Below are 24,145 nucleotides of genomic sequence, written 5' to 3' on the forward strand. Positions count from 1 at the left end.
ACGTGATCTGCCCCGGGTAGGGCCGGGGCTGAGCGAGGCGCGTTGCGGGCGGGTGGGGAGTGGGCAGGGGGACGGTGTGAGAGTCGTCGCGCTGTCGGACACGCATGCGCCCAGGCGGTGGCGTTCGTGCCCGCCCCAGGTCGCCGAGCACCTGCGGGACGCGGACGTCATCCTGCACGCGGGTGACGTCTGCGTCGCGTCCGTGCTCGACGAGCTGGCCGCGTACGCGCCGGTTCACGTCGTGAAGGGGAACAACGACGGGCCGGACGTGGTCGCGCCCGAGACCCTGGAGCTGACCCTCGAGGGGCTGCGGATCGGCATGATCCACGACAGCGGCCCGGCCAAGGGCCGCCTGGCCCGCATGCGCCGCCGCTTCCCGCAGGCCGACCTGGTCGTCTTCGGCCACTCCCACATCCCGCTCGACGAGGAGGGCGAGGACGGCCTGCGCGTCTTCAATCCCGGCTCCCCCACCGACCGCCGCCGTCAGCCGCACGGCACGCTGGGCCTGCTCACCATCGAGAACGGCGTCCTGACCCGCGCCGAGATCGTGCCCGTCACTTGACGAGGTCGTCGCGGGCCTGGTCGAGGTCGGCCTTGAGCTCCTCCATGACCTGCGCGTACCCGAGGTAGCTGTAGCGCTCCGCCGCGTGCCACGGGTAGAGCTGGCCGGCCCTGACCGCGGGCAGCTTGGCCCAGGTCGGCTTCTTCGCCATCTCCTCGGTCTTCATCGACTGCGAGCGCGCGTCCACGAGGATCACGTCCGCCTGGTACTTGTCGGCGTTCTCCCAGCTCAGCACCTCCCAGAAGCCGCCCTCGCTCTCGGTGGGCCGCGCCGGGTGGACGATGTTCAGCCCGAGCTCTCCCCAGTACGTGATGTCGGGGTGGTCCGGCAGGTAGGCGACGTACAGGTTGTCGGGCGTCGCGGTGACGACCATGACCTTGAGGCCGGGCCTGGCGGCGGCGAGGCTCTTGAGCGCGGCGGAGGCCGCGTCGAATCGGCTGTTGGCCGCGACCACGGGCGCCGCCTTCGGGTCCGCGCCGAGCGCGGCGGCCAGCTGCCCGTACTTCTCGATGATCTCGACCAGGGGCCTGCCGCTGAGCTGCACCCCGACCGACGGGGCGACCTGGTCGACCGCCTGGACGGACTCCTGGGGGACGTACCAGAGCGTGTTCTTCTGGTACATGCCCGCCACCAGCAGGTCGGGCCGGAGCGAGGCGTACTTCTCGACGTTGAACTCTCCCCACACGTTCCCGATCGACTCGACCTTGGAGATGTCCACCTCGCCTACCTCCGGGTCCCGGCCGCCGTCCTTCAACCGGTGCGGGCCGAACACCGCGACCGGCCGCACCCCGAAGTCCCACAGGGCGGCCGCCGCTCCCGACTGGGCGACCACGCGCTGCGGCCTGCGGGGGAGTGAGATGTTCTTGCCGCGGTCGTCGGTCCAGGTCCAGGTGGGCTGACCCGCGGACGGGGAGGCAGTCGTGGCCGTCCCGCCGCAGGCACTGACGCCGGCCAGGGCGGCGATGCCGAGGGCGATCAGGGTACGTCGCGGGACAGCGGCCATGGAGTCTCCTCGCTGGGCGGGCTTCTCCACGGAATATTAGATTAGCCTTACCTAACTAGGAAGATCGTCAGGTGAGCGGCGATGAACACGGCCATCGGCAGCAGGCCCGCGGCCGCCGCCCGAGCCATCCGCCCAGGCAGCGACGTGGACCGGTTGTTCATGACCATGCTCGCGATCGTACGACAGGCGGATGAGGCCCTCGGTGGCGTACGACCGGTGGTGTAACGGAGGAGGCGACGGCGGGCGGATTCCGTCGGACCCCGCTGCCAGGATCCTGAGGACTTAAGGGCGGCGGTAAGGCGACGGGAACGGAGCCGTAAGCGCCCTCCAGCACTGTGGTCACAGATCACCGGAGAGAAGGGCACGAGAAGATGAGCCAGGCGTACATCATCCAGGACGAGATCGCGCTTCCCGGGTTCGCCGGGGCTGTGCACCTGCCGGGCGAGGCCGGATACGACGAGCTGCGCCGCTCGCTCAACCCGCGGGTGGACTCCCGTCCGGCCGTGGTGGCCGAGGCGCACGACGTGCGGGATCTGCGGGCCGCCCTGCTGGCGGCGCGGCAGCACGGGGTGCCGTTGGCGGTGCAGGCGACGGGGCACGGCACGCACGCCGCGTGCGACGGCGGCGTCCTCGTCAGGACCTCCCGCATGGCATCGGTGCTGGTGGACCCGGATCGGCGGGTCGCCCGTGTGGGGCCGGGCGCGCTGTGGGGTGATGTGATCGCCGCCGCCGCGCCGTTCGGGCTGGCGCCGCTGTCCGGGTCGTCGCCGTCGGTCGGCGTCACCGGTTACACGCTCGGAGGCGGGCTCGGGTGGCTGGCGCGCAAGTACGGGTTCGCGGCCGACAGCGTGGTGCGGGCCGAGGTGCTGCTGGCGGACGGCCGGCACGTCGTGGCGAGCGCCGACAGCCACCCGGAGCTGTTCTGGGCGGTGCGCGGGGGCGGCGGCGGGTTCGGCGTCGTCACCTCGCTGGAGTTCCGCCTCTACCCGGTGGAGAAGGTCTACTCCGGGTTCGCGTACTTCCCCATCGAGACGGCCGCTGAGACGCTGAGCGCGTACCGGAGCTGGATCGAGCAGGCCCCTGACGAGATCAGCACGGCGGTCGTGCTCAAGCGGATGCCCGACGACGCGCCCGAGCCGGTCCGGGGCAGGCACGTGGTCATGGTCAAGGTGGTGCACGCGGGCGACGCGGCGGAGGCCAGGCGGTTGCTGGCGCCGCTGTGGCAGGCGGCGGGGCCGGCGCTGCTGGACGAGACGCGGCCCAGCACGTACGCGGCCACGTCCATGGGCGGGACGCCCAACCGGCACATGGACATGTTCGAGACCGTGCCGGACGAGGTGATCGGCACCCTGGTGCGGGCGGCCGAGGTGGCGCAGACCGTGGAGATCCGCCACTGGGGCGGCGCGATGAGCCGCCCTGGTCCGGAAGCCGGGCCCGTCAGCCACCGCGCCACCCGGCTGTCGGTCATCGTGGACACGCCGGTGCCGGGGCTGCCCGAGGCGCTGCGCCCGTACGCGAACGGGGGCACGTTCCTGAACTTCCTGGCCGACCCGTCCAGGACGGCGGCCGCGTTCACGGCGCCCGACTACCGGCGGCTGCGTGACGTCAAGCGGGCCTACGACCCGGACGGCTTCTTCCGCATCGGCCACGTCGCCCGCTGACCGGCCGCCTTGGCGTCGGCCTCCTTCTGTCCTTCACCTGGTCCGGGTCGGGCCCGTGCGCGACGGCTCGGCGATCTCGTCACGCGGTGCCTCCGGGGGATGGCGCGGCGGTGAGGACGGCCCCGGCTCAGCGCCCTGGCCGACGAGGTCAACGCCGCCCCCCTGGCGGGTCGCGCGTGAGGCCGTCCATGACGAGCTCGAAGAGGTGGTCGCGCCGTGAACCGAGGGACGGGGCCTGGTCGGTGATCCAGCTCAGGGCGTTGGCCAGCGCGAACAGGTCCGTCCCGTCGATGTCCTCGCGGATGCGCCCCTCCGCCTGCGCGCGCTCCAGGAGGCGCCCCGCCGCCGAGCGCATCGCCATGCAGGACGCGTGCAGCGGCGACTGCTCGTCGCTGATCGTGGCCATCATCGAACCGGCCAGCCCCCGGTAGGCGCCCGCGCCCCCGATGAGGTCGCGCAGGAACTCCACCAGCGCCTCGTACGGCGAGCCGCTCTCCCCCAGCGCCTCCGCCCGTCCGGCCAGCCGGTCGAACCCCTGCCGCAGCAGCGCCTCCAGCAGCGCCTCCCGCGTCGGGAAGTGCCGATAGAGCGTCCCGAGCCCGACCTCGGCGCGGCGGGCGATGTCCCGCAGCGAGGCCTCGGTCCCCTGCTCCTGGACGACGCCCCTGGCCACGGCGAGGATGCGTTCCCGGTTGCGCCGGGCGTCGGCCCGCTGCTCCTTCGGCGATTCTCCCGTCATGCACGGTCCTTTCCGTTGACAAGCGGAGCACTGCTCCGGTTATGATCCGGAACAGTGCTCCGAATCATATCGGGGCTGATTCCGTTGGGGGAAACCATGCCCGCTGTCATGCATGCCGTCCGCATTCACACGCCCGGCGGTCCGGACGTCCTCACGTACGAGGAGGTGCCCCGTCCCGAGCCGGGACCCGGCGAGGTCCTGATCCGGGTCCACGCCGCCGGGATGAACCCGCTCGACTGGTACGCCCACAAGGGCTTCGCCGGCATCCCCGAGGATCTGCGTCCGTCGCTGCCCCTGCCGTACACGCCGGGGACCGACGTGTCGGGCGTCGTGGCCGCGCTGGGGCCGGGCGTCACCGAGTGGCAGGTGGGGGACGAGGTCTTCGGCCTGCTCCGCTTCCCGAGCATGGAGGCGAGGGCGTACGCCGAGTACACGACCGCTCCGGTCGGCGATCTCGCCAGGAAGCCCACGTCCGTCGATCATGTGCACGCGGCGGGCGTGCCGATGGCGGGGCTCACCGCGTACCAGTTCCTCTTCGACTACATCGGGCTCGAGCCGGGCAGCCGGGTTCTCGTGAACGGCGCGGCCGGCGGCATCGGCCACTTCGCCGTGCAGCTGGCCAAGGGCGTCGGCTGTCACGTCATCGGCGTCGCCTCCGGGCGCCATGAGGCGTTCCTCAAGGAGCTGGGAGTGGACGAGTTCATCGACTACACGCAGGTGGCTGCCGCGGAGGTGGTGCGGGACGTGGACTACCTGCTCGACACGGTCGGCAGGCAGCAGGCGTACCGGTTGCTGCCCGCGATCAGGGACGGCGGCGTGTACAGCCCCTGCTTCCTGGTGAACTTCGGGGACGAGGAGCTGGCGAGGCGGGGCATCGTCAAGCGTGGGGGCCAGGTGCGCTCGGACGGGGCCCACATGGCGGAGCTGGCCAGGCTGATGGAGGAAGGCCGCCTCCGGGTGGGGATCGACTCCGTCTTCCCGCTGCGAGAGGCCGCCGAGGCCCACGCACGGGCCGAGCGCGGACACATCCAGGGCAAGATCGTCCTCCAGGTGGCGCCCTAGCGTGCGGCGGCGTCCCGGCGCGCGTCAGGCGCACCGGCCGCCGGGACGCCGAGGGCAGCCGGGACGCCGAGGGCAGCCGGGGCGCGGGGGCGTCAGGGCGCGGGGGTGCCACGCCGCGGGGGTGTCACGCCGCAGGGGTGTCAGGCCGCGGGGCGGAGTCGGGCGCCGGCGGTCTGGCCCAGAAGGGTTCTGGCCAGGGCGTCCGTCTGGCGGAAGAGCGGGGCGTCGGCGCCGGGCCGCGCGAAGCCCGCGGCGCCGGGGCCGCCCACCGTCCACGGGCCGAGAGCGAAGCGGCGGGGATGAGCGGCGCCGGCCCGGTTCACCAGGCGACGGCACGGGAGGCGTACGTCGAGCAGGCCCCCTGACTCGCGGCACTCGCCCCGGACGTAGAGCCCGGCGACCAGCGGATCGGTGCTGCGGACCACGGCCGGATCCGGCAGCCGGGCCTCCACCAGGGCCCGCGCCTCGACCGCACCCGGCACGGTCGCGCTGACCGCCCGCCACACCCCTGCCCGATCGTCGCGCGCGACCCGCGTCCCCGCCCCCAGGAACGTGACCACGCCCGCCCGCGCCAGCGCCCGCAACTCCTCCAGCCGGGGTGCGGGCGGGCCGCTGGCGAAGTAGTTGTACAGCCCCTGGAACCAGGGGTCCTCGGGCAGCACGCCGCGCAGGGCGGCCAGTCCGTGGATCATCGCCAGGTCCGCGCTGTGCGCCGGGTCGGCCCGCCGTTCCAGGTCGGCCGCCAGATAACCGGACATCCACCGCCCCAGCCCCGCCAGGTCGCCGAACCTCATCCCGTGCAGGGGCCGCTCCAGCCGCTCCAGGTGCAGCCGGTCGGCGAACCTGGGGACGGACCTGGTGACCAGCGCGCGCATCTCCTTGCCGCCCCACTCGGCCCGCTCGAAGGCGGGCTCGAACTCGTCCCACGCGATCCGGGTGCGCGAGCGGTGCGCGGTGAACAGCTCGAAGTAGTACGCGTACGCGAGCTCCTTGGCCACCGCCCGCCGCAGATCCCCCGAAGGCACGCCCGGGGTGACGAACCTGGGCAGGCCGGGTGGCGGAGCCGCCAGCCGGTAGCCGGTCTTGGCGTGGTACGGCACTCCCCTGCGCGACCCCACGTACAGCCGCGGCTCCGCCCCGCTCGCCACGTAGTGGAGCTCCCCGCCCTGCCGGGTGAACCGGCCGCCGCGGCCCGACGTGAGCAGCACCATCAGGTCGATGAACGCCAGCCCGGCGCCGCGCGCGAGTACCGGCTCCCCCGCCGGGATCACGCCCGGGTCGAGGTCGGCGGCGTACCCGGTGGGGAGGTACGCCAGGCCGTGCCGGTCGGCGAACGCCGCCTCCGCGGCCTCCTGCGGCGAGGGCAGCACGCCCTGGTGACCCTGTGCGAGCACCACCGCGTCCACCTCCAGCGCCCGCCCGCCGGACAGCTCCACCCGCTGGCCCCCGCGCAGGTCGGCCAGGCCGACCGCCGTGTCGCGGTGCAGGTGCACCCGTACGGTGCGGGGCGCGGCGCGCACGGCGCGTTCGAAGGCGAAGGACAGGTAGCGGCTCAGGACCGGGCGGGGCGCGAAGAACCCGGGCTCGCAGCCGAGCCACTCGGCCAGCGACGGCCCCGTCCGGACCGGCCCCTCGCAGCGCACCGACGGGTCGGTGAAGACCGTGATGTCACCGGCCATGGAGTTGGCCCACAGCAGCTCGGGCTGGTCCGTCCGCCAGACCCGCCCGGCGCCGTGCGGGTACGGGTCCACCACGTGCACGTCCAGCACCTGGTCTCCGAGCAGCTCGGAGGCGTTGGCGCAGATCCGCTCCACGAGCGATGTCCCCGTGGGGCCCGCCCCGATGACCGCGACAGCACCCATCCCGACCACCTCCCCCAACCGCCCTGCCATCCCACGGCACCACACCCCAAATACCCATATAAACAGTAGGGATTATGGGAAAGATCGTCAACTCGAAGGCACAGTCGATTTTGGCGGTGGTGCTGCCTAGAGTCCCCGGCATGGCCGTCGTGAGCGGGCTCGTCATCCATCCCCATGACGCCACCGCGCTGCCCGAGGAGCGCATGGCGGAGCAGAACCTGCGTCCCACGAGCGCCATCGTCGAGGCGCTGACCCGGCTCGACCCGGCGCCCCTCACCACGCCACGCCCCACGCATCTGCGGGTCGTGGGCACCTGCCGCCACTTCGCCACGCTGAGCTGCGCCCTGCTCCGCCTGCGCGGCATCCCGGCCAGGGCTCGGTGCGGATTCGCCACGTACTTCGACCCGGGCAAGCACCTCGACCACTGGATCACCGAATACCGGCACGCCGGTGAGCGGCGATGGGTGCGCGTCGACAGCGAGATCCTCGACGGGGACCTGGTGGCCCGTCCAGAGGACCTGGCCCAGGGAGAGTTCCTGACCGGCGGCGAGGCATGGACGCTCTACCGCAAGGGCGCGGTGGATCCGGACACGTTCGGGGTCGGGGGGACGACGCACGCGTGGGGCGTCGCCGAGATCCGGGGCAACGCGATCCGCGACCTGGCCGCGCTGCGCAAGATGGAGACGCTGCCCTGGGACGAGTGGGGCCGGATGACCGCCTCCTACCAGGGCAAGACCGGCCCCGACTACGACCTGCTGATCGACGACGTCGCGGCCGCCTGCGCGGCGGACGACCCGGACACCGTCGACCGGCTCTACGACACCGCGGAGTTAAGGGTCCCTGACGAGTTCCGCTGAACAGCACCATGGCCGCGCGGCGGCGCGCGATTCGGGACCCGCCTTAGCGCCGCCACCAGGGCATTTGCATCCAGACGCAAACATCTGGCCCCCTCACCGGACGGTCGCCGAAAATAGTGCCGTTTCGAGATCACCGGCACTCGCGGGGACGTGCCGTGCATGGGCGGGGGCGGCAAGGCGTCTTCGCATGCGCGGCGGAAACCGGCGAGTACTCCGTGGATACGCGTTCACGCAGATGCTCTGGAGGCTTGATGCGCCGTTCCCCCCGCGGGCCAGCCCTCGCCGCGGTCTTATCGTTGCTGTCCGGTCTGCTCGTGGCCGGCGGTGTCCTCACAGGCGGGGCCCCCGCAGCTGCCGCGGTCACGGGCGATCCACCGGCGCAGACGGAGCGGGAGGCGCTGGACCAGGCCCACCGCGGTAAACAGCGGGTGGAGGTGCTCTCCCTGCGCTCGGAGAACCGCCAGGTGTTCGCCAACCCCGACGGCTCGTTCACCTCGGAGACCTCGGCGCTGCCCGAGCGGGTGCGCAGGAACGGCGGCTGGGCCGACGTCGACGCCACCCTGGCCTTCGCGCCGGACGGAAGTGTGAAGACCGTGGCCACCCCGCTGGAGCTGACGTTCTCGGGCGGCGGGACGACCCCGCTGGCCCGCCTGGCGGAGGGCGGTCGCTCGGTCGAGATGAGCTGGCCGGGAGACCTGCCGAAGCCGGCGCTCGAGGGGAGCACCGCGACGTACGGCGAGGTGCTCCCGGGTGTGGACCTGAAGGTGACCGCGTCGGTGCTCGGCTTCTCCGAGGTGCTGGTGGTCAAGAACAAGGAGGCGGCGGCCGACCCCGCGCTGGCCAAGCTCGTCTTCGGCATGCGGGCGAACGGTCTGGCGGTGCGCAGGACGGCGACCGGCGGCCTGAGCGCGGTCAACGACAAGGGAACCGAGGTGTTCCACTCGCCGGCGCCGCGCATGTGGGACTCCTCCGGAGCCACCACCCGTTCGTCCCTGGCCGCAGGGCCGGAACGGCAGGCGCGGCAGGCCGTCATGGGTGTCGAGGTGGCCCAGGATTAGATCGCCCTCACGCCGGACCGTAACCTGCTGAGCGCTCCCGACACCACGTATCCGGTCTATATCGACCCTCAGTGGTCAGGATCGAAGCTGCACTGGACGTACGTCGACAAGTCCTATCCGTCCGAGTCGTACTGGGACTCCACCCACACCCCTGAGATCGGGTACTACGGCGGCGGGGTGAAGCGGTCGTTCTTCCGCATGGACTCCGACAACGTCAACGGCAAGCACATCCTGAAGGCCACGTTCCGGATAACCCAGAACAAGTCGTGGGGCTGCACCGACGACCCGCAGGCGGCGCAGCTCTGGCTGACCGGCGGGATCTCCAAGTCCACGACCTGGAGCCACCAGCCGTCCTGGGCCGATCACCTGGACAGCGTCGCCTCCGACGCCGGCTACAGCTCCTCCTGCCCCGACAAGGGCATCGAGTTCAACGTCACCGGCGCGATCGTCAAGGCCGCCAAGAGCGGCTGGTCGAACACGACCTTCGGGCTGCGGGACTACAACGACGATTCCGGAAGCGTGTGGGGCTGGAAGGGCTTCAGCAACTCGCCGAAGCTCGTGGTCGACTACAACACCCCGCCCGCCGCGCCGTCCGGAGTCGGCACCTACCCGGGCACGCCGTGCGTCACGGGCGCCGGCCGTCCGTCCGTGAACGCCGGGGACGCCGAGAATCCGATCAGGCTCAAGGCGAAGATCTACGACCCGGACAAGGCGAACGACGGCGTACGCGCCGAGTTCGTGATGAACCACTACAACGCCGCCACCAGCGCGTGGGAGAACGTCACCTCCGCACTGCCCGGCGGCGGCAAGACGGCCTACAAGTACACGACCACGGCGACCGACCACGAGATCAAGCTCTCCGGCCTGGTCACCGGCCAGACCTACTCCTACAGGGTGCGGGCCTTCGACGGCACCGACGCCAGCGCGTGGAGCGCGTGGTGCGAGTTCACGGTCGACACCGTCGACCCGGCGAAGCTCCCGAAGGTCACCTCGCCCGACTATCCGGCAGGCACGCCGGACGAATGGAAGGGCGGTGTCGGCTCGGCCGGCGCGTTCACCTTCGCCCCCGGTGACGGCGAGAGCGATGTGACGAGGTTCAGGTACGCGCTCGACAGCCCTGAGCTCGCCACGCCCGCGACCCAGGTGAGCGTCCCCGCGGGGCAGACCTCGGTGACCGTGCAGGTCGCGCCGCATCACGACTGGCTGAACACGCTGTACGTCTATCCCGTGGACAACGCGGGCAACGTCGGCAAGACCCCTGCCGTCTACACCTTCTACGTCAAGGCCGGTACGGACGCGATCGGCCAGTGGCACCTGGACGAGACGTCCGGCACCACCTCCGCCGACACGGCCGCGAACCCGCACCCGGTGACGCTCGCCGGCACCACCGCCTGGAGCGGCGGCCGGGTGAACGGCGCGCTGCACCTCGACGGCTCCACCGGCTACGGCGCCACCAGCGAACCCGTGGTGCACACCGACAGGGGCATGTCGGTCTCCGCGTGGGTGCGCCTCACGGACAACTCGAAGAACTCCACGGTGGTGAGCCAGATCGGGAACAGGGGTGCCGGCTTCCAGCTGTACTACTCCTGGGGCTACAAGCGCTGGATCTTCAACAAGTACGACGCCGACAAGGACAACCCCGCGATCGCCCGGGCCTTCAGCGACGCCGAGCCGCAGGTCGGCGTCTGGACCCATCTGGTCGGCGTGTACGACGCCCCGGCCAGGCAGCTCCGCCTCTACGTGAACGGCATCCGCCAGTCCACCCCCGCCGCCTACACCTACACGCCCTGGGACGCCACCGGCCCGCTGCAGATCGGGCGCGTCAAGGCGAACGGGACGTTCCAGGAGAACTTCGCCGGTGACATCGACGAGGTGAGGGTCTGGGACCGGATCCTGTCCGACGACTCCCGTACCGTGAACGACCCGGCGCTCGGTAACGAGATCGCCGCCATGGCGAAGCAGCCCCCGGCTCAGTTCGGCCGCTGGACGTTCGACGAGGGAACGGGCACCGCGGCGGCGGACTCCTCCGGTTACGGCAGGACCGCGACCCTCAAGGGGAACGCCGGCTGGTCGGACGACGGCGTCGACGGCTCGAACGTCCTGACCCTCAACGGCACCACCGCCTACGCCTCCACCGCCTCGGCGCCGGTGCGGACCGACCACAGCTACACGGTGTCGGCCTGGGTGCGCCTGACGGGCGACGACAGCTGCGCCGTGCCGGGCCAGAACATGACCATGGTCAGCCAGGACGGCGACAAGTTCAGCGGCTTCTACCTCGGCTACCGCTGGTTCCTCGACAACGGGCAGAAGGTCTACCACTGGTCGTTCGCCACGCCGAGCGAGGACGCCGGCACCGAGGTGATGACGCAGACCAAGTCGGTCGACGTGGTCGACTGCATGTCGCTGAACAGCTGGACGCACCTGGCCGGCGTGTACGACGAGGTCGCCAAGGAGCTCCGGCTGTACGTCAACGGCCAGCTCTCCGACACGCGGCCCTTCGCGACGGCCTGGCACGCCGGCGGCCCGCTCGAGATCGGCCGCGCGAAGTACAAGGGCGACGTCGTCGACTACTTCACCGGCGACGTGGACGACGTCCGGACCTACGCCGGGACCCTCACCGACCGTCAGATCCTCGACCTCGCCATGGGCGGCCAGCCGCTGAACGGCTGACCACGGCCCGCCCTCACCCCCCTTCACCGACGTTCATCCCGGAGGTAAGTCGTGCTCGCTTCATGGCGAGGCTGGGTTCGGGTCGCCGGACTGCTGGCGGTCGTGGTGCCCGCCACGCTGGCCGTCCGGCTGCCGGAGGCGCAGGCCGCCGGCGACCCGGCGTGGCACAAGGCTCAGGCGCAGCATCCTGTGCCCGGCCACAAGAGCAAGGCCCGTCCCGCCCCGCCTGATCCGGGGGCGAAGTTCGACCTCAAGGGCGCCCCCGCCGTGACCTGGCCGCAGCCGGGTACGGCGGTGGCGCGTACGGCCGAGACCGGCGACAGGTCCGTCGCGGGGCGAGCGCCGAAGGCACAGGCGGGAGACCTGCCCGTCTGGGTCGGCCCGCCGTCGTCCGCCTCGGACCAGGCGACCCCCTCCGGGAACGCGACGGTGAAACCGACCGGGAAGCCGTCCTCCGCGGCGGTGGTACCGGACGTCCAGGTCCGGGTGCTTGACGCCCGGACGGCCGACCGGTCGCGCATCACGGGGCTCGGCATCCAGCTGACGCCCCAGGGCACGGCGAGCCGCGCGGCGGTCGAGGTGGACTATTCGGGCTTCCGGTACGCCTACGGCGGCGACTGGGCGTCCCGCCTCCGCCTGGTCCAGCTCCCGGCGTGCGCGGCCACCACGCCCGACCTGCCGCAATGCCAGACTCGTACGCCGTTGCCCACCGCCAACGACGTCAAGACCGGCCGGCTGACCGCCGACATCGACCTCGCCGCCGCCGGCGCGACCACCCTGGCGGCCGAGGCCGGGCCGTCCGGCTCGACGGGCACCTACGAGGCGACCTCCCTGTCGCCCTCGGCCACCTGGAACGTGAGCAACCAGAGCGGCGCGTTCTCCTGGTCGTACCCCCTGCGCCTGCCGCCGACCCCCGGCGGGCCGACCCCCAACATCGGCTTCGTCTACTCCTCGGGCAGCGTCGACGGCCGCACCGTCGCCACGAACAACCAGGCCTCCTGGATCGGCGAGGGCTTCGACTACTGGCCCGGCTTCATCGAGCGCCGCTACAAGCAGTGCGCCGACGACGACGTGAAGCCCAAGCGCAACGACCAGTGCTGGCGCTACAGCAACGCCACCATGTCCCTCAACGGCCAGGCCACCGAGCTGGTCCTGGACGACGCTACCGGCACGTGGCAGCCCAAGGACGACGACGGCACCAAGGTCGAGAAGCTCTCCGGCGCCGACAACGGCGACAACGACGGCGAGTACTGGCGGATCACCACCCCCGACGGCACGCAGTACTACTTCGGGCAGAACCACCTGCCCGGCTGGAGCAGCGGCAAGGCGGAGACCAACTCCACGTGGACCGTCCCGGTCTTCGGCAACGACTCCGGCGAGCCCTGCCACAAGGACACCTTCTCCGACTCCTGGTGCCAGCAGGCCTGGCGGTGGAACCTCGACTACGTCGTGGACCCGCACGGCACGGTCAGCACGTTCTGGTACGGCAAGGAGACCAACTACTACCGCCGCGACGTCACCACCCTGACCGACGGCGTGCCGAACGGCACCCCGACGGTGTACGACCGGGGCGGCTACCTCAAGCGCATCGACTACGGCCAGCGCTCGGAGGCGATCTTCTCCTCCTCCGCGCCCGCGCGGGTCGTGTTCGACACCAAGGAACGCTGCGACCCGACCTCGAGCTTCGACTGCGCTGAGAGCAAGTTCACCAAGGACAACGCGAAGTACTGGCCTGATGTCCCCTACGACCAGAACTGCGACTCCGGCGAGAAGTGCATCGACAAGTACTCGCCGACCTTCTGGACGCGCAAGCGGCTCGCCGCCGTGACCACCCAGGTCCTGGAGTCGGGCAGCACGTACAGGGACGTCGACACCTGGACGCTCCAGCAGACGATGCGCGACCCCGGCGACGGCACCGCCGCGACGGTCTGGCTCGAGGGCATCAAGCACTACGGCAAGGTCGGCAGCACGGCGGAGCTGCCATCCGTCCACTTCGCGGGCGTCCAGCGGCCCAACCGGGTCGACGCCCTCGAAGGACGCCCGCCGCTCACCAAGTGGCGCATCTCCGCCATCGACAACGAGACCGGCGGCTCCCTGTCGATCGCCTACTCCGACCCGGACTGCAAGGCCGGCGACACCCCCGAGCCGGACTCCAACACCCGCCGCTGTTACCCGCAGTACTGGTCGCCCGAGGGCGCCACGTCGCCCAAGCTCGACTGGTTCCACAAGTACGTGGTCACGCAGGTGCGCGCCATCGACCGCACGGGCGGCGCACCCGATGAGGTGACCAGTTACGAGTACCTCGGCGGCGGCGCCTGGCACCACGATGACGACGACGGGCTGACCAAGGAGAAGTACAAGACCTGGTCGCAGTGGCGCGGCTACGGCAAGGTGCGGGTCGTCCACGGCGAGGCCCCCGAGCAGCGCTCGCAGTCGGAGTACACCTACTTCCGCGGCATGGACGGCGACGAGAAGTCCGGCGGCGGGACGAAGGATGTCCAGGTCACCGCCTCCGAGGGCCCGCCGGTGCCCGACGCCGAGCCCCTGCAGGGACGCGTCCTCGAGGAGATCCACTACGACGGGCCCGGCGGGGCCGCCATGAGCGGCACCATCACCGGCTACTGGACCAAGCAGACCGCCAAGCGGGTCCGTTCCTGGGCCACGACCACCGCGCACCTGGTCGAGGTGGACAAGGTGCGCACCCGCACGGCGCTGGCCTCCGGCGGCTGGCGCTACACCACGACCGACACCGACTACACCGCCGACGGCCTGCCCACCCAGGTCAACGACCTCGGCGACGAGTCGACCGCGAGCGACGACCAGTGCACCCGCACCGAGTACGCCCGCAACGCCGCCAAGTGGATGATCTCGTACGTCTCCCGCGTCGAGACGGTCACCAAGGCCTGCTCGGTCACGCCCGCCCGGCCGGCCGACGTGGCCTCCGACGTGCGCAAGTACTACGACAACCAGGCCTACGGCGCCGCGCCCACCAGGGGCGACGTCACCAAGACCGAGAAGCTCGGCTCGTGGAACGGCGGACCGCAGTACGTCACCGTCGGGACCACCACCTTCGACGTGTACGGCAGGCCGCAGGTCGTCACCGACGCCTCGGGCGGCAGGACCACCACCAAATACACCCCGGCGACCGGCCCTGTCACTCACACCGAGGTCACCAACGCGGCGGGCCACGTCACGAAGACCGAGGTCGAGCCGGCGTGGGGCATCCCGACCGCCACCATCGACGTCAACGACAAGCGCACGGACCTCGTCTACGACCCGCTCGGCCGGCTGACCGGCGTGTGGCTGCCCGGCCACGCCAAGTCGACCTACCCGTCCGCCCCGAACATGAAGTTCGGCTACCAGATCCGCACGGACGGGCCGACCACGGTCTCCACCTCGACCCTGCGCAACGACGGGGTGAGCTACACCACCGGCTATGCCCTCTACGACGGCCTGCTGCGTGCCCGGCAGACCCAGCAGCCCGCCCCGGGCGGCGGCCGGGTGGTGGACGACACCCTGTACGACACGCGTGGCCTGGTCTACAAGACCAACGCGGACTACTACGCCGAAGGGTCACCCGGCAGCACCCTGTGGACCCCGGCCAGCGACGACGACGTCCCCGGACAGAACGTCACGGTCTACAACGGCATGGAGTGGCCCACCGCGCAGATCTTCCGCAAGCGCGGCAGCGAGCAGTGGCGCACCACCACGGCCTACGGCGGCGACCGCGTCAGCGTGGATCCCCCTGTGGGTTCCACACCCATCACGAAGATCACCAACGCGCGCGGCCAGCTGGTCGAGCTCCGGCAGTACAAGGGTGACGGCCCGACCGGCGACTACGACGCCACCACCTACTCCTACACCCCGACCGGCCAGCCGGCGACGATCAAGGACCCGGCGGGCACCACGTGGACGTACCACTACGACCTGCGTGGGCGGCTCAGCCAGCTCGACGACCCTGACAAGGGCACCGCGAAGCTCACCTACGACGACAAGACCGACCGGCTGCTGACGACGACCGACGCTCGCGGCAAGAGCATCTTCTTCACCTACGACGCGCTCGGCCGCAAGACCGCCGAGTACGAGGGCACCTCGGCCGGCGGCACCAAGCTCGCCGAGTGGACCTACGACAAGCTGTCCGACGGCACCGTCGTGAACGGCCAGCCGACGGCCTCGACCCGGTACGTCAAGAACGCCACCACCGGGGCGATGGACGCCTACACCACGGCGGTCACCGGCTTCGACGACGCCTACCGGACCCTCGGCACCAAGACGACCATCCCCGCCGCCGAGGGGGCGCTGGCCGGCACCTACGAGACCGGCACCGACTACAACCTCGACGGCACCGTCCACCGCAACGTGCTGCCCGCGGCCGGCGGCCTGCTGAAGGAGACGCTCCTCTACGGCTACGACGAGCTCGGCAACCCCACCACCACACGGGGACTGACGACCTACGTCACGTCCACGTCGTACTCCAAGCTCGGCCAGCTGCTCGACATGATGATGTCGACCGGCGGCAAGCGGGTGAAGGAGACCAACTTCTACGACGAGGGCACCGGCCGGCTCACCCGCTCCCTGTACGAGCGTGAGACGTCGCCGATCTCGGTCGCGGACACCAACTACACCTACGACCAGTCCGGCAACATCACCAAGATCGCCGACAGTCCGTCCGGCCAGACGCCCGACGTGCAGTGCTTCCGCCAGGACTACCTGCAGCGCCTGACCGAGGCATGGACGGCCACCGATGACTGCGCCTCGGACCCCTCGCAGAACGTCGTCGGCGGGCCGGCGCCGTACTGGCAGTCGTTCGCCTACGACATCGTCGGCAACCGCACCAAGGAGGTCGACCACCAGGCGTCCGGTGACGTCACCAAGACCTACACCTACGCCGGGGCCGGCAAGCCGCAGCCCCACACCCTGTCCTCGGTCGAGTACAAGGGCGGCACCCGCGACGGGCAGATCGACAGCTACACCTACGACGCCGCCGGCAACACCACCGAGCGCGGCTCGGGCCGGGCGCTGGAGTGGGACCTCGAGGGGCACCTCGCCAAGTCCACCGACCCGTCCGGCGTCAGCACCTTCCTCTACGACGCCAACGGCGACCGGCTGATCCGCCGCGATCCCACGTCCACGACGCTGTACGTCGCCGGGATGGAGGTCCGGCTCGACACCAAGACCGGCGCCAAGACCGCGACCCGCTACTACTCCCACGGCGGTCAGATCGTCGCCGCCCGCACCAACAAGGGCGTCACCTGGCTCGCCTCCGACAACCACGGCACCACCGACGCCTCGGTCAGCGACGACGACACCCAGGCACCGTTACGCCGCTACTTCACCCCATTCGGCCAGCTCCGCGGCTCACCGCCGTCGTACTGGCCCGGCCAGAAGGGCTTCGTCGGCGGCACCATCGACGAGGCGACATCCCTGACCCATCTCGGGGCCCGCGAGTACGACGCCGAAACCGGCCGCTTCATCTCCGTCGACCCGGTCTTCGACGCCACCGACCCGCAGAGCTGGAACGGCTACGCCTACGCCGACAACAGCCCGGTCACCAAGTCCGACCCCTCGGGCCTGCAACCGGACGGTCCTTGGTGCGACACCTACGGCCGCTGCCACCAGGGCGGCAGAGACCCCGGCGCCGGCAGCGACGGCAGCCGGCCTGCTCCTCACCACTCACCCTCATCCGGATCGAGTGGCGGCGGTGGCGGCGGTGGCGGCCACTGCGGCACCTGGGACTTCGGCTGCAAGGCCAAGCGCTTCTGGAACCAGCACAAGGCCACCATCGTCAACGTCACCGTCACGATCGTCGTCACGATCGGATGCGAGGCGGCGACGGCCGGAGCGGGCAGCGTCGGCTGCGCCGCGGCCGGCGGAGCCGCCGGCAACCTCGCCGGCTACCTGGTCTCCACCCCGCGCGACCAGTGGAGTTTGGGCGGCGCCTTCCACGCGGCGGCGGTCGGAGCCGTAACCGGCGCGGCAGGAGGCTTCCTCGGCAAGGCCGCGTCGGCGGTACTCGGCAAGGTCGCGAGCACAGCGGCCGGCAAGGCCGTCACCGGCGCCGTGGCCAAGGCGGCCGGCAAGGCGAGATCCGCGCTGGGCAAGATGGGCGGCGCCGCCGACGACGCCGCCGAAGCGGAAAGCGCGGCGGCCAGAGCCGGCGGAAGCAAGGCCGGACGCCCGCGTGCGTCGTCCGGATCACGCGGGGGCTGTCTCAACAGCTTCGTCGCCGGCACGAAGGTCCAGCTCGCCGACGGCACGTTCAAGGCCATCGAGAAGATCAAGGCCGGGGAGAAGGTCCTGGCGACAGACCCTCACACGGGTAAGACCGCGCCGCAGCTCGTCGTCGCCGCCTTCTCGGGCGTCGGCTACCTCAACCTCATCCAGATCACCGTCGACACCGACGGCAAGAAGGGCGACGAGACCGGCGTCATCCTCGCCACCGAACACCACCTGTTCTGGGACAGCGAGGACCACCAATGGGTCCGCGCCGACCACCTGACAAGCGCCGACCACCTCCGCGCCCCGGACGGCGCCACCGTCCAGGTCGTCAGCACCACAAAGCGGCAGAACCACCCGACGGTCTACGACCTGACCGTCGCCGACGTCCACACGTTCTACGTAGAAGCGGGTACCGCGCCGGTACTCGTCCATAACTGCGGTGATGCCGACGATGATCTGCTCGATTTTGCCGATGCGGCGCTGAGTATGGATCCAAAGGTCCGCCCCAACGTGGCTACTAAGATTACTTCCGCAGACGGACAGCATGTTAGGTTTGCCTATGCTGCGGATACGCGTACTGGCACGATGCCTGGACAGGTAGCAAGAGCGGTTGCCGAGTCTGGGCATCATGGCGGCTGCGGAGAAGTGGGATGCGCGATTCTGTTCGAAGAGGCTGATATCCCGTTGGATGGTGCTACGTTTCAATCGGTAAGAATCGGTGGCGGCGCAAGAGGTAACTCATACCCTCTCGAAGAGCACGGTACGCTGATCGGGCCATGCCCGGCCTGTCAGAGGTTCCTTCCCCTCATCGGTGGAAGGGGGTGAGCAGCGTGGATATCCCTCCGGAATTGCGAAGCGCACTCCGAAAGTTGAGGGCGGTGCGCTCGGAGAAGCCGCCTTGCGAGAGAGACACGGAAGCTTTTGCGGCGTGGCGCGAGAAAACAGCGGAAGCACTGGATGTGTTAGCACTAGTCCTGATCTTCCCTGCCGATCGAGAGCAGGCTGTTGCCGAAGCGAAAGCAGCGCGCGCCGAGGCGGCTCATATTCGGGCAAAGCTTAATAAGCCGTCCCCGCCGATCGGTGAACCGTAAAGAGAAATCTCATCGACACCAGGGAGAGCGACGGCCTGTTCGAATCGAACGGCCTGCAGTCGCCGGTCACCGATTACCGCATACAGCCGGACTGGTCATGACCGTTTGGTTCGAGCACGTTGGCGCGCACCCGGCTCTCCGCGATCTTCGCCAGTGCCGTGCGGGCCTCCGGCCATCGGCTCGTGAACGCGGCGGGCCGTACGGGATCGAAGAGCGTGACCTCCACAGTCAGGCCACGGGTCGCGGCCACCCGGACGATGGAGGCGAGCAGCGAGTCGTCCCCGACGTAGCAGGCGCGGGTCGAGGTCGCCGTCCCCTCGCGGTAGCGGAGTACGGCCGGGCGGACCGGGGCGCCCGCGTCCACGGCCGCCTGGAAGACGGCCGGGCGGAACCGGCCCATCCCGCGACCGCACCACGTTGTGCCCTCGGGGAAGGCGACCACGGTGTCGCCTGCCCCGAGGGCGTCGGAGACCGCGGCGACGGCTGACGGCAGCGCGGACAGGCGCTCCCTGTCGATGAACAGCGCGCCCGCGCCGGCGGCCAGCGTGCGGATGAAAGGCCACTCGCCGATCTCACGCTTGGCGAGCGGGCGCGACGGCACCGTGGCCGCGAGGACGAGCGGGTCGAGCCAGGACACATGGTTCGCCACGACCAGAACGCCCGTCCCCGATGCCGCACCGCCACCCGGCCTCGCCCCGCCGTCCGACGCCGCGCTCGCGTCCGGAGCAGTGCCACTTTCCGACGCCGTTGCCTCGAGGCGGACGCCGAGCGCGCGCAGGAGCAATCGTGCCCACGCCATCGTGAGCTCCGTCCGCCACGTCGCCCGCATTCGCCCTACGAGGGACAGCGGCACCCCGGCGAGCAGCACCAGGAACGTCACGACCAGCCGGGCCGCGAGCTGGATGGGCCCGGCGACGGCAACCGCGGCCCTCACGCACGCGGCCGTGGTGCAAGGGCTGAGCGGCCGCCACGGATCCGGCGCCTCGGCGACGTCCGACGCCTCAGGTGAGAGCGACGCCTTGGACGGGACCAACGCGTGAGGTGAGAGCGGTGTCTCGGGCGCGACAGCGCTCACAGCGACTCCCCGAGGAAGTACCGCAGGTAGCGCATGTTCACGTTGGCCATCGAGAGCAGCACGAAGAAGTCCGCGGTGCCGAAGTCCCGGTCGTGCGCGGGCGCCCCGCACACCCACGACCCCAGCCGCAGGTAGCCGCGCAGAAGGGCGGGCGGCACGAAACGGTCGGAAGGGGCCGCGCCCTGGGACGGCCAGGGCGTGCGCGGCGTGACCCGGTGCTCCTCCGGCCCGAGCGGGACCCGCTCCACCACGGCGGCGGCCAGCGTGCCCCCGTCGTCGAGCGGCACCGAGCAGCAGCCGGCCAGCCACTGGTGACCGCCGGAGAGCATGTACCGGGCGATGCCCGCCCACATCAGCGCGACCACCGCGCCGCCCCGGTGGTCGGGGTGTACGCAGGTGCGGCCCGCCTCCACCAGGCCCTTCCTGAGCGGCGCGAGGTTGGTCAGGTCGAACTCGCCGTCGGAGTAGAGCCGGTCGGTACGCCCCGGGGGAAGCAGCCGGTAGGTGCCGACGACTTCGCTGCCGTCGCGTACGAGGAGGTGGTCGCAGTAGGCGTCGAACCGGTCCACGTCGAGGCCGGAGACCGGGCTGTCGAGCCGCGCCCCCATCTCCCCGGCGAAGACCTCGTGGCGGAGTCGCTGCGCGGCCTGCACGTCGGCGGCGCTGGTGGCCATGCCGACCGTGTACCGCCCGGTGTCCAGAGTGATCGTCATGGGCGCGTCCTTCCATGAAAGCGTCTCGCGCCTATGTCGACATGCCGAAATGACGGCTGTGTCTCTCATCGGGGGCAGTCAGGCGACCGCGTGGTGAACCTCGCCCGCGCCCGAAACAAATCGCTTTCTTCGCCCGCACACCCCTCACTACACTCGCCAGTGATCACCGACGAGGGAGAGGAGAACGGCCGTGCGCCACAGCACCGCTGCCGCCGTCCCCCCGTCGCGCTACGAGGTGATCCTGGTGTCTCCGTCGCCCCGGTGCCGGCTGCGCGGCCGCCACTGGACGACGCCCTGACGAGCAGCTGACCCCGCCACCCGAGGCTGTCTCGTCCGGGTAATCGCGCTGTCCCCTTTCTTCTCCGGACCGAAAGGTCATGGGCTGTGCGTGCTCACCTCTCGAAACAAGAACAGGCCAACCAGCTGGCCGTCGTACGCAATCTCGGCATCCTCGCCCACGTCGACGCCGGCAAGACCACCGTCACCGAGCGGATGCTGTACCTCGCCGGCGCCACGTACAAGCGCGGCGAAGTGCACGACGGCACGACCGTCACCGACTTCGACTCCCAGGAACGCGACCGCGGCATCACGATCTTCGCCGCCGCGGTGAGCTGCGTCTGGGACGGGCACCGCGTCAACCTGATCGACACCCCCGGGCACGTCGACTTCTCCGACGAGGTGGAGCGTTCGCTGCGGGTGCTCGACGGCGCGATCGCGGTGTTCGACGCCGTCGCGGGCGTCGAACCGCAGAGCGAGTCGGTGTGGCGCCGGGCCGACCGGTACGGCGTGCCGCGCGTCGCGTTCGTCAACAAGCTGGACCGGGCCGGCGCTGACCTGGACACCGCGGTCGAGTCGATCCGCCGCCGGCTGCACCAGGCCCCGCTGGTGGTGCAGCTGCCGATCGGGCAGGAGGACCGGTTCGCCGGCGTCGTCGACCTGGTCAGGATGCGCGCGCTCGTCTGGGAGGGCGACGCGTGCCAGGACGTACCGGTGCCGGAGGACCTGCTGGACGAGGCGCGGCGGCGGCGCAGGCTGCTCGAGGAGTCGGTGGCCGAGCTGCACGCGGAGGCGCTGGAGGAGTTCTGCGCGCTGCCGTCGATCTCCGACCGGACGCTGGCCGCCGCGCTGCGCGACCTGACCGCGAGCGGTGCGGGCCTGGTGGTGCTGTGCGGGTCGGCGTACCGCAACCGCGGGATCGAGCCGCTGCTCGACGCCGTGGTGGCGTACCTGCCGTCGCCGCTGGACGTGCCGGCGGTGCGCGGCGTGGACGGCGCGGAGCGGGCCGCCGACCCGGAGGCGCCGCTGGCCGCGCTGGCGTTCAAGGTCAGCTCGACCGCCACCGGGCGGCTGACGTACCTGCGGGTCTACGCGGGAACGATGCGGAAGGGGGACGTGGTGCTGGACACCGGCACGGGCCGCACCGAACGCGTCAGCCGTATCCTGCGGGTGCAGGCCGACCGGCACACCGAGGTGGACCGGGCGGTGGCCGGCGACATCGTCGCGGTGGTCGGGCTGAAGTCGGCCCGCACCGGGACCACCCTGTGCGCGCCCGAGGCGCCGCTGGTCCTCGAGCCGCCGAGCGCGACGGAGCCGGTGGTGTCCGTGGCGATCGAGGCCCGCCGGAGCGTGGACGCCGACCGGCTGGCCTCGGCGCTGGCGCGGCTGGCCGAGGAGGATCCGTCGCTGGCGGTCCGTACGGACGCCGAGACCGGGCAGACGCTGCTGTCCGGGATGGGCGAGCTGCACCTGGAGGTCGCGGCGGAGAAGCTCCGGCGCGACCACGGGCTGGACGTCGCCGTGGGCCGCCCGCAGGTGGCGCTGCGGGAGACGGTGACGCGCGGCGTGTCCGGGCTGCTGTACCGGCATGTCAAGCAGGACGGCGGGGCGGGGCAGTTCGCCCACGTCGTGCTGGATGTCGAGCCGCTGGACGGTGGGTTCGAGTTCCGCTCGACCGTGGTCGGCGGCCGGGTGCCGCGCGAGTACGTGCGGGCGGTCGAGGCCGGCTGCCGGGACGCCCTGGCCGACGGGCCGCTCGGCGGTCACCCGGTGACCGGCCTGCGGGTCACGCTGACCGACGGGGCCACCCATCCGAAGGACTCGTCGGACCTGGCGTTCCGCACGGCCGGGCGGCTCGCGCTGCGCGAGGCGCTGCGGGCCTGCGCGATGGAGCTGCTCGAGCCGGTGGTGGAGGTCACGGTCACCGTGCCCGACGACGCGGCCGGCGGCGTGCTGGGCGACCTGGCGGCCCGGCGCGGCCGGATCTCGGGTTCGTCGGCGCGGGCCGGCACGGTGGTGATCACCGCCGTGGTCCCGCTGGCGGAGGTGTTCGGGTACGCGACCCGCCTGCGCAGCCGTACGCAGGGCCGCGGCACGTTCACCACCAGGCCCGCCGGTTACGCCCCGGCACGGTAGAGGACGGCCCCGCCCGCGCGGGCGGGGCCGTTCCGCTCAGGGGAGCGTCTTGAAGGAGATCCAGACGTCCGGCGGATCGTTGGGCAGGTTCGGCACGGGGCGGCGCTCCTCGGTCCAGTCATCTCCGGCGATCTCTGTGGCCACGCGCCGCCAGAAGGCCACGGCGCCCTCGTTGGCGTCCTGGAAGGCGATCTCCCAGCTTCCCGGGTGGCGGGCGACGATCTCCTTGATGGCGCGCAACCCGATCCCGCTCCGGCGCGCGCCGCGTACCACGAAGAAGCTGTTCAGCACCCGTGCCGGACCATCCAGCCCGCGGACGAACGCCAGCCCGGCGGGGTGGTCGCCGGTCATGATCAGGTACGGCGCCCAGCCGGCGTCGTGGAAGGCGGAGTGGAGCCGTTCGCTCCTGAACGTGCCGTCGGGATGGGGCAGTCCCCCCTGGAACTCCGACATGTCGTGGCGGAACATCAGCCAGAGGCGTTCCACAGTGGCGTAGTCGGCGCCGGTCGCGGGCCGCACGGAGAAGTCGATTACGGGGTTGTCAATGGGCATAAAAAAAGCCTCCCGGGCCGGGGCGGCCGGAAGGCTGAAGCAGTCTCTAGATCGTAGCAGGTTGTCCGGAGTCGTACGGCGTCGCACCGTAGACCCCAGAGCCGTCGAGCGCGGTGGCGGCCGCCTGGACGGAGCGGTCGGTCACGGCGACGTACCCGTCGAGCTCGACCCCTGCGCGGGATCGCCGCGCGGCGGTGCGGAATATTGACTGCTCCCCCGTCTGAGGTCGGGAAATTCCTGGCTCACGCTGCCTGACGGTCCTGCGGACTGTCGGGTCTTACGCGATCGGCACCAGCCGGGTTCAGACCAGCCCGGATCAGCATCACCTGGGCGGAGTTCTTGTCCCGGGGCCGGGATGTTCCGCATGCGGTGCAGGTGTAGGTACGTTCGTGAAGAGGTAGTGCGTGCTTGGTTCTCGCTCCGCACGGTGCGCATTCGGTGGTGGTGTGCGCCGGGTGCACGAGCCGGACGTCCCGGCCGTGCTTGCGGCCCATCTCGATGAGGGCGCGCTTGGTGGCGCCGATGGCCGCGTCGGCGGCCTTGCGCGCCATGGTCGACTTGGCCAGGAACTTCGGTTTGAAGTCTTCCACCGCGAGCGCGTCATGATCG

16 protein-coding genes are annotated in these 24,145 nt (G+C 71.1%); 9 read left to right on the plus strand and 7 right to left on the minus strand.

Annotation, left to right across the window (positions count from 1 at the left end):
* Positions 1-76 precede the first annotated feature (76 nt).
* Positions 77-562, plus strand: a complete 486-nt coding sequence (locus tag AB0J64_RS22255) for a metallophosphoesterase family protein (protein WP_364029569.1) — start codon at positions 77-79, stop codon at positions 560-562.
* On the opposite strand, the gene AB0J64_RS22260 is transcribed toward AB0J64_RS22255, so the two are convergent.
* Positions 555-1,565, minus strand: a complete 1,011-nt coding sequence (locus tag AB0J64_RS22260) for an ABC transporter substrate-binding protein (protein WP_364029571.1) — start codon at positions 1,563-1,565, stop codon at positions 555-557. The genes AB0J64_RS22255 and AB0J64_RS22260 overlap by 8 nt on opposite strands.
* Positions 1,566-1,646: 81 nt before the next feature.
* Between AB0J64_RS22260 and AB0J64_RS22265 the strand changes: the two genes are divergently transcribed.
* Both AB0J64_RS22265 and AB0J64_RS22270 read left to right on the plus strand, forming a co-directional pair.
* Complete coding sequence (locus AB0J64_RS22265) at positions 1,647-1,790, plus strand: hypothetical protein (RefSeq protein WP_364029573.1); 144 nt, start codon at positions 1,647-1,649, stop codon at positions 1,788-1,790.
* A gap of 146 nt (positions 1,791-1,936) precedes the next feature.
* Positions 1,937-3,226 carry an FAD-binding protein gene (locus AB0J64_RS22270; protein WP_364029575.1) on the plus strand — a complete coding sequence of 430 codons (1,290 nt, stop codon included), beginning with the start codon at positions 1,937-1,939 and terminating at the stop codon, positions 3,224-3,226.
* Positions 3,227-3,374: 148 nt separating this feature from the next.
* Here AB0J64_RS22270 and AB0J64_RS22275 read toward each other — a convergent pair whose 3' ends face one another.
* Positions 3,375-3,965, minus strand: coding sequence for a TetR/AcrR family transcriptional regulator (locus AB0J64_RS22275; RefSeq protein WP_364029577.1), 591 nt, complete (start codon positions 3,963-3,965; stop codon positions 3,375-3,377).
* A 96-nt stretch (positions 3,966-4,061) separates the two neighbouring features.
* Between AB0J64_RS22275 and AB0J64_RS22280 the strand changes: the two genes are divergently transcribed.
* Positions 4,062-5,027: an NADP-dependent oxidoreductase gene (locus tag AB0J64_RS22280; protein WP_364029579.1), complete on the plus strand. Its 966-nt coding sequence runs from the start codon at positions 4,062-4,064 to the stop codon at positions 5,025-5,027.
* Positions 5,028-5,167: 140 nt separating this feature from the next.
* On the opposite strand, the gene AB0J64_RS22285 is transcribed toward AB0J64_RS22280, so the two are convergent.
* Positions 5,168-6,889, minus strand: a complete 1,722-nt coding sequence (locus AB0J64_RS22285; protein WP_364029581.1) for an FAD/NAD(P)-binding protein — start codon at positions 6,887-6,889, stop codon at positions 5,168-5,170.
* Between the two features lie 140 nt (positions 6,890-7,029).
* Here AB0J64_RS22285 and AB0J64_RS22290 point away from each other — a divergent pair, with 140 nt between their 5' ends.
* The 4 genes from AB0J64_RS22290 to AB0J64_RS22305 all read left to right on the plus strand — a co-directional run bounded on the left by AB0J64_RS22290 (position 7,030) and on the right by AB0J64_RS22305 (position 18,518).
* The gene (locus AB0J64_RS22290; protein ID WP_364029583.1) at positions 7,030-7,746 is read left to right on the plus strand and encodes a transglutaminase-like domain-containing protein; all 717 of its coding nucleotides are present in this window, start codon (positions 7,030-7,032) and stop codon (positions 7,744-7,746) included.
* Positions 7,747-7,997: 251 nt separating this feature from the next.
* Positions 7,998-8,804, plus strand: coding sequence for a hypothetical protein (locus AB0J64_RS22295; RefSeq protein ID WP_364029585.1), 807 nt, complete (start codon positions 7,998-8,000; stop codon positions 8,802-8,804).
* Positions 8,805-8,891: 87 nt separating this feature from the next.
* The gene (locus tag AB0J64_RS22300) at positions 8,892-11,474 is read left to right on the plus strand and encodes a LamG-like jellyroll fold domain-containing protein (RefSeq protein ID WP_364029606.1); all 2,583 of its coding nucleotides are present in this window, start codon (positions 8,892-8,894) and stop codon (positions 11,472-11,474) included.
* 51 nt (positions 11,475-11,525) lie between these two features.
* Entirely contained in the window at positions 11,526-18,518 is a 6,993-nt protein-coding gene (locus tag AB0J64_RS22305; RefSeq protein ID WP_364029587.1) for a polymorphic toxin-type HINT domain-containing protein, read from the plus strand.
* Between the two features lie 339 nt (positions 18,519-18,857).
* On the opposite strand, the gene AB0J64_RS22310 is transcribed toward AB0J64_RS22305, so the two are convergent.
* On the minus strand, positions 18,858-19,859 hold the full coding sequence (locus tag AB0J64_RS22310) for a lysophospholipid acyltransferase family protein (RefSeq protein WP_364029588.1): 1,002 nt from the start codon (positions 19,857-19,859) through the stop codon (positions 18,858-18,860).
* Positions 19,856-20,572, minus strand: a complete 717-nt coding sequence (locus AB0J64_RS22315; protein WP_364029590.1) for a GNAT family N-acyltransferase — start codon at positions 20,570-20,572, stop codon at positions 19,856-19,858. The genes AB0J64_RS22310 and AB0J64_RS22315 overlap by 4 nt, the downstream gene beginning before the upstream one ends.
* Before the next feature lie 384 nt (positions 20,573-20,956).
* On the opposite strand from AB0J64_RS22315, the gene fusA reads away from it, so the two are divergent.
* Complete coding sequence (gene fusA, locus AB0J64_RS22320; RefSeq protein ID WP_364029592.1) at positions 20,957-22,984, plus strand: elongation factor G; 2,028 nt, start codon at positions 20,957-20,959, stop codon at positions 22,982-22,984.
* Between the two features lie 36 nt (positions 22,985-23,020).
* Here fusA and AB0J64_RS22325 read toward each other — a convergent pair whose 3' ends face one another.
* Positions 23,021-23,536, minus strand: a complete 516-nt coding sequence (locus tag AB0J64_RS22325; RefSeq protein ID WP_364029594.1) for a GNAT family N-acetyltransferase — start codon at positions 23,534-23,536, stop codon at positions 23,021-23,023.
* Positions 23,537-23,778: 242 nt separating this feature from the next.
* On the minus strand, positions 23,779-24,145 hold a 367-nt coding region (locus AB0J64_RS22330; protein ID WP_364029596.1), incomplete at its 5' end, for a transposase.

Source organism: Nonomuraea sp. NPDC049695 (assembly GCF_040674955.1).
In the GTDB taxonomy this organism is placed as follows: Bacteria; Actinomycetota; Actinomycetes; order Streptosporangiales; family Streptosporangiaceae; genus Nonomuraea; species Nonomuraea helvata.